Annotated in this window: 13 protein-coding genes; 12 read left to right on the top strand and 1 reads right to left on the bottom strand. The window is 50.5% G+C overall.

The window, feature by feature from the left end; genetic code table 11:
• The first annotated feature begins 2 nt into the window (after positions 1-2).
• The 7 genes from tusB (at position 3) to bfr (ending at position 5,745) form a co-directional block, all read left to right on the top strand.
• Positions 3-290 (top strand): sulfurtransferase complex subunit TusB, encoded by a 288-nt coding sequence (gene tusB / locus HB664_RS01350; RefSeq protein WP_033146790.1) that lies wholly within the window; start codon positions 3-5, stop codon positions 288-290.
• Positions 291-414: 124 nt separating this feature from the next.
• Positions 415-789 carry a 30S ribosomal protein S12 gene (gene rpsL / locus HB664_RS01345; RefSeq protein ID WP_000246815.1) on the top strand — a complete coding sequence of 125 codons (375 nt, stop codon included), beginning with the start codon at positions 415-417 and terminating at the stop codon, positions 787-789.
• Positions 790-885: 96 nt separating this feature from the next.
• Positions 886-1,356 (top strand): 30S ribosomal protein S7, encoded by a 471-nt coding sequence (gene rpsG / locus HB664_RS01340; RefSeq protein ID WP_004106370.1) that lies wholly within the window; start codon positions 886-888, stop codon positions 1,354-1,356.
• 96 nt (positions 1,357-1,452) lie between these two features.
• A complete protein-coding gene (gene fusA, locus HB664_RS01335; RefSeq protein ID WP_033146789.1) occupies positions 1,453-3,567 on the top strand; it encodes an elongation factor G in 2,115 nt (704 codons plus the stop codon).
• 69 nt (positions 3,568-3,636) lie between these two features.
• The gene (tuf, locus tag HB664_RS01330; protein ID WP_014068448.1) at positions 3,637-4,821 is read left to right on the top strand and encodes an elongation factor Tu; all 1,185 of its coding nucleotides are present in this window, start codon (positions 3,637-3,639) and stop codon (positions 4,819-4,821) included.
• A 180-nt stretch (positions 4,822-5,001) separates the two neighbouring features.
• A complete protein-coding gene (gene bfd / locus HB664_RS01325; protein ID WP_008503493.1) occupies positions 5,002-5,196 on the top strand; it encodes a bacterioferritin-associated ferredoxin in 195 nt (64 codons plus the stop codon).
• A 72-nt stretch (positions 5,197-5,268) separates the two neighbouring features.
• The gene (bfr, locus tag HB664_RS01320) at positions 5,269-5,745 is read left to right on the top strand and encodes a bacterioferritin (RefSeq protein WP_008503492.1); all 477 of its coding nucleotides are present in this window, start codon (positions 5,269-5,271) and stop codon (positions 5,743-5,745) included.
• Here the strand turns inward: bfr and HB664_RS01315 are convergent.
• Entirely contained in the window at positions 5,729-6,202 is a 474-nt protein-coding gene (locus HB664_RS01315) for an A24 family peptidase (protein ID WP_064673113.1), read from the bottom strand. The two genes, bfr and HB664_RS01315, sit on opposite strands and share 17 nt — an antisense overlap.
• Before the next feature lie 380 nt (positions 6,203-6,582).
• Between HB664_RS01315 and rpsJ the strand changes: the two genes are divergently transcribed.
• From rpsJ to rplB, 5 genes are read left to right on the top strand one after another with little or no spacing between them, the layout of a single operon-like run.
• Positions 6,583-6,894 (top strand): 30S ribosomal protein S10, encoded by a 312-nt coding sequence (gene rpsJ / locus HB664_RS01310; RefSeq protein WP_001181005.1) that lies wholly within the window; start codon positions 6,583-6,585, stop codon positions 6,892-6,894.
• 32 nt (positions 6,895-6,926) lie between these two features.
• A complete protein-coding gene (gene rplC / locus HB664_RS01305; RefSeq protein WP_006178923.1) occupies positions 6,927-7,556 on the top strand; it encodes a 50S ribosomal protein L3 in 630 nt (209 codons plus the stop codon).
• 10 nt (positions 7,557-7,566) lie between these two features.
• On the top strand, positions 7,567-8,172 hold the full coding sequence (rplD, locus tag HB664_RS01300; RefSeq protein WP_000424395.1) for a 50S ribosomal protein L4: 606 nt from the start codon (positions 7,567-7,569) through the stop codon (positions 8,170-8,172).
• Positions 8,169-8,471, top strand: a complete 303-nt coding sequence (rplW, locus tag HB664_RS01295) for a 50S ribosomal protein L23 (RefSeq protein WP_000617546.1) — start codon at positions 8,169-8,171, stop codon at positions 8,469-8,471. Before rplD ends, rplW begins: the two co-directional genes overlap by 4 nt.
• 17 nt (positions 8,472-8,488) lie before the next feature.
• Positions 8,489-9,310, top strand: a complete 822-nt coding sequence (gene rplB / locus HB664_RS01290) for a 50S ribosomal protein L2 (protein WP_000301859.1) — start codon at positions 8,489-8,491, stop codon at positions 9,308-9,310.
• Position 9,311 lies beyond the last annotated feature (1 nt).

Here is a 9,311-nt window from a genome sequence, read left to right as displayed (position 1 = left end):
ACATGCTCCATACTCTGAGCCATTCACCGTGGCAATGTGATATCGACGCGTTACTGAGTATGCTGCGCGAAGGTGATGACCTGCTGCTGATTCAGGATGGTGTGCTTGCCGCACTGGACGGCAGTCGTTTCGTTGAAATTCTCACGAATGCCCCCATAACAGTCTCTGCGCTGAAGGACGATCTGGATGCGCGGGGTCTTTCTGGTCAAATTTCAGCCAAAATTGACGTGGTTGGCTATACTGATTTCGTCAATCTTACTGTGACGCACGCCAGTCAAATGAACTGGTGATTTGAGAACGTTGTATATTTCTTGACACCTTTTCGACGTAGCCCTAAAATTTCGCGTCCTCATATTGTATGAGGTCGTTTTATTACGTGTTTACGAAGCAAAAGCTAAAACCAGGAGCTATTTAATGGCAACAGTTAACCAGCTGGTACGCAAACCACGCGCACGCAAAGTTGCAAAGAGCAACGTGCCTGCGCTGGAAGCCTGCCCGCAGAAACGTGGCGTATGTACTCGTGTATATACCACCACTCCTAAAAAACCAAACTCCGCACTGCGTAAAGTATGCCGTGTGCGTTTGACTAACGGTTTCGAAGTGACTTCCTACATCGGTGGTGAAGGTCACAACCTGCAGGAGCACTCCGTGATCCTGATCCGTGGCGGTCGTGTTAAAGACCTTCCGGGTGTTCGTTACCACACCGTTCGTGGTGCGCTCGACTGCTCAGGTGTTAAAGACCGTAAGCAGGCTCGCTCCAAGTACGGCGTGAAGCGTCCTAAGGCTTAATGGTTCTCCGTTAAGTAAGGCCAAACTGATTTATCTTAATGTCAAACTAAACTCTTTGAGTTTTGGACAATCCTGAATTAACAACGGAGTATTCCCATGCCACGTCGTCGCGTTATTGGTCAGCGTAAAATTCTTCCAGATCCGAAATTCGGATCAGAACTGCTGGCAAAATTTGTAAATATCCTGATGGTAGATGGTAAAAAATCTACTGCAGAAGCAATCGTATACAGCGCGCTTGAGACCCTGGCTCAGCGTTCTGGTAAAAATGAACTGGAAGCTTTCGAAGTCGCTCTCGACAACGTTCGCCCAACCGTAGAAGTTAAGTCCCGCCGCGTTGGTGGTTCTACTTATCAGGTTCCAGTTGAAGTTCGTCCGGTTCGTCGTAATGCTCTGGCAATGCGTTGGATCGTTGAAGCTGCTCGTAAACGCGGTGATAAATCCATGGCTCTGCGTCTGGCGAACGAACTTTCTGATGCTGCAGACAACAAAGGTACTGCAGTTAAGAAACGTGAAGACGTTCACCGTATGGCAGAAGCCAACAAGGCGTTCGCACACTACCGTTGGTAATCCCTTCGGAGTATTAGTCACCAGGCGGGCGCTTCAGAGAAGCCGCCCGCTCTGGGTAACTTAACTGAACGCCTAAAGATATAAACGAGGAATCAAATGGCTCGTACAACACCCATCGCACGCTACCGTAACATCGGTATCAGTGCGCACATCGACGCCGGTAAAACCACTACTACCGAACGTATTCTGTTCTACACCGGTGTAAACCATAAAATCGGTGAAGTTCATGACGGCGCAGCCACCATGGACTGGATGGAACAGGAGCAGGAGCGTGGTATCACTATCACCTCCGCAGCGACTACTGCATTCTGGTCAGGTATGGCTAAGCAGTACGAACCGCATCGCGTAAACATCATCGACACCCCAGGGCACGTTGACTTCACCATCGAAGTAGAACGTTCCATGCGTGTTCTTGACGGCGCGGTAATGGTTTATTGCGCAGTTGGTGGTGTTCAGCCACAGTCTGAAACCGTATGGCGTCAGGCGAACAAATATAAAGTTCCACGCATCGCGTTCGTTAACAAAATGGACCGTATGGGTGCTAACTTCCTGAAAGTTGTTGGCCAGATCAAAACCCGTCTGGGCGCGAACCCTGTTCCGCTGCAGCTGGCAATTGGTGCTGAAGAAGGCTTCACCGGCGTTATCGACCTGGTGAAAATGAAAGCCATCAACTGGAACGATGCAGACCAGGGCGTTACCTTCGAATACGAAGATATCCCAGCTGCAATGCAGGACCTGGCTGACGAATGGCACCAGAACCTGATCGAATCCGCTGCTGAAGCTTCTGAAGAGCTGATGGAGAAATACCTGGGTGGTGAAGAACTGACTGAAGAAGAGATCAAAAAAGCTCTGCGTCAGCGCGTTCTGAACAACGAAATCATCCTGGTAACCTGTGGTTCTGCGTTCAAGAACAAAGGTGTTCAGGCGATGCTGGATGCGGTAGTTGACTACCTGCCATCCCCAGTTGACGTTCCTGCGATCAACGGCATCCTGGACGACGGTAAAGATACTCCGGCTGAGCGTCACGCAAGCGACGAAGAGCCATTCTCTGCACTGGCGTTCAAAATTGCTACCGACCCATTCGTGGGTAACCTGACCTTCTTCCGCGTTTACTCTGGTGTGGTTAACTCCGGTGACACCATCCTGAACTCCGTGAAAGCGGCGCGTGAACGTTTTGGCCGTATCGTACAGATGCACGCTAACAAACGTGAAGAGATCAAAGAAGTTCGTGCGGGCGACATCGCTGCAGCTATCGGTCTGAAAGACGTGACCACTGGTGACACCCTGTGTGACCCGGATCACCCGATCATTCTGGAGCGTATGGAATTCCCTGAGCCGGTAATCTCCATCGCAGTTGAACCAAAAACCAAAGCTGACCAGGAAAAAATGGGTCTGGCTCTGGGCCGTCTGGCGAAAGAAGACCCATCATTCCGCGTATGGACTGATGAAGAATCTAACCAGACCATCATCGCTGGTATGGGTGAACTGCACCTGGACATCATCGTTGACCGTATGAAGCGTGAATTCAACGTTGAAGCGAACGTGGGTAAACCTCAGGTTGCTTACCGCGAAGCGATTCGCGCGAAAGTTACCGATGTTGAAGGTAAACACGCTAAGCAGTCTGGTGGTCGCGGTCAGTACGGTCACGTTGTGATCGACATGTACCCACTGGAGCCGGGCTCTAACCCGAAAGGTTACGAGTTCATCAACGACATCAAAGGTGGTGTAATTCCTGGCGAATACATCCCAGCCGTTGATAAAGGCATCCAGGAACAGCTGAAAGCAGGCCCTCTGGCTGGCTATCCGGTTGTTGACATGGGTGTTCGTCTGCACTTCGGTTCTTACCACGACGTTGACTCCTCTGAACTGGCGTTTAAACTGGCTGCGTCTATTGCCTTTAAAGAAGGCTTTAAGAAAGCAAAACCAGTTCTGCTTGAGCCAATCATGAAGGTTGAAGTAGAAACTCCTGAAGAGAACACCGGTGACGTTATCGGTGACTTGAGCCGTCGTCGCGGTATGCTGCGTGGTCAGGAATCCGAAGTAACTGGCGTTAAGATCCACGCTGAAGTTCCGCTGTCTGAAATGTTCGGATATGCAACTCAGCTGCGTTCTCTGACCAAAGGTCGTGCATCATACACCATGGAATTCCTGAAGTATGATGATGCGCCTAACAACGTTGCTCAGGCCGTTATTGAAGCCCGTGGTAAGTAATCCACAGGATTAAAACCTAAGTCCCGTGCTCTCTCCACAGGGGAGAGCACTATAGTAAGGAATATAGCCGTGTCTAAAGAAAAATTTGAACGTACAAAACCGCACGTCAACGTTGGTACTATCGGCCACGTTGACCATGGTAAAACTACCCTGACTGCTGCAATCACTACCGTTCTGGCTAAAACCTACGGTGGTTCTGCTCGTGCATTCGACCAGATCGATAACGCACCAGAAGAAAAAGCACGTGGTATCACCATCAACACTTCCCACGTTGAATATGACACCCCGACTCGCCACTACGCACACGTAGACTGCCCAGGCCACGCCGACTATGTTAAAAACATGATCACCGGTGCTGCGCAGATGGACGGCGCGATCCTGGTTGTTGCTGCGACTGACGGCCCAATGCCTCAGACTCGTGAGCACATCCTGCTGGGTCGTCAGGTAGGCGTTCCTTTCATCATCGTGTTCCTGAACAAATGCGACATGGTTGATGACGAAGAGCTGCTGGAACTGGTAGAGATGGAAGTTCGTGAACTGCTGTCTCAGTACGATTTCCCGGGCGACGACACTCCAATCGTTCGTGGTTCTGCTCTGAAAGCGCTGGAAGGCGAAGCTGAGTGGGAAGCTAAAATCATCGAACTGGCTGGCTTCCTGGATTCTTACATCCCAGAACCAGAGCGTGCGATTGACAAGCCATTCCTGCTGCCAATCGAAGACGTATTCTCCATCTCCGGTCGTGGTACCGTTGTTACCGGTCGTGTAGAGCGCGGTATCATCAAAGTTGGTGAAGAAGTTGAAATCGTTGGTATCAAAGAGACTGCGAAGTCTACCTGTACTGGCGTTGAAATGTTCCGTAAACTGCTGGACGAAGGCCGTGCTGGTGAGAACGTTGGTGTTCTGCTGCGTGGTATCAAACGTGAAGAAATCGAACGTGGTCAGGTTCTGGCGAAGCCAGGCTCAATCAAGCCACACACCAAGTTCGAATCTGAAGTGTACATCCTGTCCAAAGACGAAGGCGGCCGTCATACTCCGTTCTTCAAAGGCTACCGTCCACAGTTCTACTTCCGTACAACTGACGTGACCGGTACCATCGAACTGCCAGAAGGCGTTGAGATGGTAATGCCAGGCGACAACATCAAGATGGTTGTGACTCTGATCCACCCAATCGCGATGGACGACGGTCTGCGTTTCGCAATCCGTGAAGGCGGCCGTACCGTTGGCGCGGGCGTTGTTGCTAAAGTTCTGGGCTAATTAATTATCCCCGAATAAAAAAAAGGACGCTTCGGCGTCCTTTTTTGTTTTCTGCCGCTCAGTTACTGTCACAAAATTTCGCATTTTTTGCCTGCTCCCGCCCCGTATTGTGGCGTTTGTGCTATTGTAATCATAACCATTCTCACTTACACTTTGCGCATAATTTGAACGGGAGTCTCTATGTACGTTTGTTTATGTAATGGTGTAAGCGACAAGAAAATACGTCAGGCCGTTCGCCAGTTTCAGCCTCAGTCATTTCAGCAACTACGCAAATTTGTTCCGGTGGGAAATCAATGCGGTAAATGTGTACGTGCTGCGCGAGAGATCATGCAGGACGAATTGATGCAGATCCCGGAATACAAAGAGATCGCGTAAGCGCCCATCTTTTTTTTGACATCCCTGTAGCCCGATCTACGCTTCAATGAGTGGAAGCGGAGGGACTATATAATGAAAGGTGATGTTAAAATCATAAGTTATCTCAATAAATTATTGGGAAATGAGCTTGTCGCAATTAACCAGTACTTTCTTCACGCGAGAATGTTCAAAAACTGGGGGCTTAAACGTCTGAACGACGTTGAGTACCATGAATCGATCGATGAAATGAAGCACGCTGATAAATATATCGAGCGTATTTTATTCCTTGAAGGCATTCCAAACCTGCAGGATCTTGGAAAGCTGGGCATCGGAGAAGATGTCGAAGAGATGCTGCGTTCCGACCTCAGGCTGGAACTTGAAGGCGCCAAAGATCTCCGTGAAGCCATTGCTTATGCCGACAGCGTACATGACTACGTTAGTCGCGATATGATGATCCAGATCCTGGCCGATGAAGAAGGTCATATTGACTGGCTGGAAACGGAGCTGGATCTGATTGCTAAAATCGGTCTGCAGAACTACCTTCAGTCGCAGATTAAAGTGGAAGAGTAACCACCGTCTTCCAGCCTACGCATAAACCCGCTGCTGCCAGAAATGGCCCAAAAGGCAGTGGGTTTTTTAATGCTCCCTTATCGCCGGTGAGTAACGAAAACACAAGAATGCTAAGTAGCGCCATAAGCGCAGCGAGTAACGCCAGTGTAGGCAGCATGCACCAGCCATGCCACGCGCCAAGCGCCGCCAGGTATTTTACATCGCCGTATCCCATCCCTTCACGCCGGCAGATAAACCGATATCCCCAGTAAATAACGGCAAAGCCGACATATCCAGCCATCGCTCCCACCACTGCACTCGGCAGAAAATCAGGTTGGACACAGAGCTGAAAGAGCAGGCCCGCCCATAGCAACGGGCAGAGAAATTTATCGGGAAGCAGTCCGTAGCGAATATCTGCACGGACGAGAAAGGCAGTCAGCGAAAAATAGACCAGCAAAAAGGGGAGGGTGGTTAACATGGAAAAGGCCTCAAAAGGGTTTGAGCGCATCCTCGCTATAATCGACCTGGTCGGCAATCTATAAAAACGACACTTGCGTAGGGGCTCGAGACAAAGCCTTGAGAAGGGATACATTGCGTAAAAAGTTGCGCGCCCTTACGCATACTGCGCCTCTGGCGCTTAATTTCTAAACGCCACTTGCGTCTTGTCCAGATTTACGTATAATGCGCGGGCTTGTCGTAATTGACGGCGGGTTCAATCAGAACCAGAGTAGCTCATTTTGTTACTCAACAATGCTCCCAATTGGGGAGCTACGTAAGAACGGTTACACTCTCCCATCAATCGTAATGGGTTTGAGGAGTAATCATTTTCGTTTATAAAATAATTGGAGCTCTGGTCTCATGCAGAACCAAAGAATCCGTATCCGCCTTAAAGCGTTTGATCATCGTCTGATCGATCAATCAACCGCGGAAATCGTCGAGACTGCTAAGCGCACTGGTGCGCAAGTCCGTGGTCCGATCCCGCTGCCGACCCGCAAAGAGCGCTTCACCGTTCTGATCTCTCCGCACGTCAACAAAGACGCGCGTGATCAGTACGAAATCCGCACTCACAAGCGTCTGGTTGACATCGTTGAGCCAACTGAGAAAACCGTTGATGCTCTGATGCGTCTGGATCTGGCTGCCGGTGTAGACGTGCAGATCAGCCTGGGTTAATCAGGTCATCGAGCGATTGAGAGGTTGATACAATGATTGGTTTAGTCGGTAAAAAAGTGGGCATGACCCGCATCTTCACTGAAGATGGCGTTTCAATCCCAGTAACCGTAATCGAAGTTGAAGCAAACCGCGTTACCCAGGTTAAAGATCTGGCTAACGATGGCTACCGCGCTGTTCAGGTGACCACTGGTGCTAAAAAAGCTAACCGTGTAACCAAACCAGAAGCGGGTCACTTCGCTAAAGCTGGCGTAGAAGCTGGCCGTGGTCTGTGGGAATTCCGTCTTGCTGAAGGCGAAGAGTTCACCGTAGGTCAGGACATTAGCGTTGAGCTGTTTGCTGACGTTAAAAAAGTTGACGTAACCGGTACCTCTAAAGGTAAAGGTTTTGCTGGTACCGTTAAGCGCTGGAACTTCCGTACCCAGGACGCTACCCACGGTAACTCCTTGTCTCACCGCGTTCCGGGTTCTATCGGTCAGAACCAGACTCCGGGCAAAGTGTTCAAAGGCAAGAAAATGGCAGGTCAGCTGGGTAACGAACGTGTGACCGTTCAGAGCCTGGACGTAGTACGTGTTGACGCTGAGCGCAACCTGCTGCTGGTTAAAGGTGCAGTTCCGGGTGCAACCGGTAGCGACCTGATCGTTAAACCAGCTGTGAAGGCGTAAGGGGATAGCAATGGAATTAGTATTGAAAGACGCGCAGAGCGCGCTGACTGTTTCCGAAACTACCTTCGGTCGTGATTTCAACGAAGCGCTGGTTCACCAGGTTGTTGTTGCTTATGCAGCTGGTGCTCGTCAGGGTACTCGTGCTCAGAAGACTCGTGCTGAAGTAACTGGTTCTGGCAAAAAGCCATGGCGCCAGAAAGGTACCGGCCGTGCGCGTTCAGGTTCTATCAAGAGCCCGATCTGGCGTTCAGGTGGCGTGACCTTCGCTGCGCGTCCACAGGACCACAGTCAAAAAGTTAACAAAAAGATGTACCGCGGCGCGCTGAAAAGCATCCTGTCCGAACTGGTACGTCAGGATCGTCTGATCGTTGTCGAGAAGTTCTCTGTTGAAGCGCCTAAAACTAAGCTGCTGGCACAGAAACTGAAAGACATGGCTCTGGAAGATGTGCTGATCATCACCGGTGAGCTGGACGAGAACCTGTTCCTGGCCGCACGTAACCTGCACAAGGTTGACGTACGCGATGCGACTGGTATCGACCCGGTTAGCCTGATCGCCTTCGACAAAGTCGTAATGACTGCTGATGCTGTTAAGCAAGTTGAGGAGATGCTGGCATGATTCGTGAAGAACGTCTGCTGAAGGTGCTTCGCGCACCGCACGTTTCTGAAAAAGCGTCTACTGCGATGGAAAAAACAAACACCATCGTTCTCAAAGTTGCTAAAGACGCGACCAAAGCAGAGATCAAAGCTGCTGTGCAGAAACTGTTTGAAGTCGAAGTCGAAGTCGTTAACACCCTGGTAGTTAAAGGGAAAGTTAAACGTCACGGACAGCGTATCGGTCGTCGTAGCGACTGGAAAAAAGCTTACGTCACCCTGAAAGAAGGCCAGAATCTGGACTTCGTTGGCGGCGCTGAGTAAGTCGGAGGAGTAATACAATGGCAGTTGTTAAATGTAAACCGACATCTCCGGGTCGTCGCCACGTAGTTAAAGTGGTTAACCCTGAGCTGCACAAGGGCAAACCTTTTGCTCCGTTGCTGGAAAAAAACAGCAAATCCGGTGGTCGTAACAACAATGGCCGTATCACCACTCGTCACATCGGTGGTGGCCACAAGCAGGCTTATCGTATTGTTGACTTCAAACGCAACAAAGACGGTATCCCAGCAGTTGTTGAACGTCTTGAGTACGATCCGAACCGTTCCGCGAACATTGCGCTGGTTCTGTACAAAGACGGCGAACGCCGTTACATCCTGGCCCCTAAAGGCCTGAAAGCTGGCGACCAGATTCAGTCTGGCGTTGATGCTGCAATCAAAGCAGGCAACACCCTGCCGATGCGCAATATCCCGGTTGGTTCTACCGTTCATAACGTAGAAATGAAACCAGGTAAAGGCGGTCAGCTGGCACGTTCCGCTGGTACTTACGTTCAGATCGTTGCTCGTGATGGTGCTTATGTCACCCTGCGTCTGCGTTCTGGTGAAATGCGTAAAGTCGAAGCAGACTGCCGCGCTACTCTGGGCGAAGTTGGCAATGCTGAGCATATGCTGCGCGTTCTGGGTAAAGCAGGTGCTGCACGCTGGCGTGGTGTTCGTCCTACCGTTCGCGGTACTGCGATGAACCCAGTCGACCACCCACATGGTGGTGGTGAAGGTCGTAACTTTGGTAAGCACCCGGTAACTCCGTGGGGCGTTCAGACCAAAGGTAAGAAGACCCGCAGCAACAAGCGTACTGATAAATTTATCGTACGTCGCCGTAGCAAATAAT

Source organism: Enterobacter sp. DNB-S2, assembly GCF_019443845.1.
GTDB classification, from domain to species: domain Bacteria; phylum Pseudomonadota; class Gammaproteobacteria; order Enterobacterales; family Enterobacteriaceae; genus Enterobacter; species Enterobacter asburiae_B.
The sequence above is the reverse complement of the archived record's forward strand: the minus strand, read 5'-3'. Positions and strand labels throughout refer to the sequence as shown.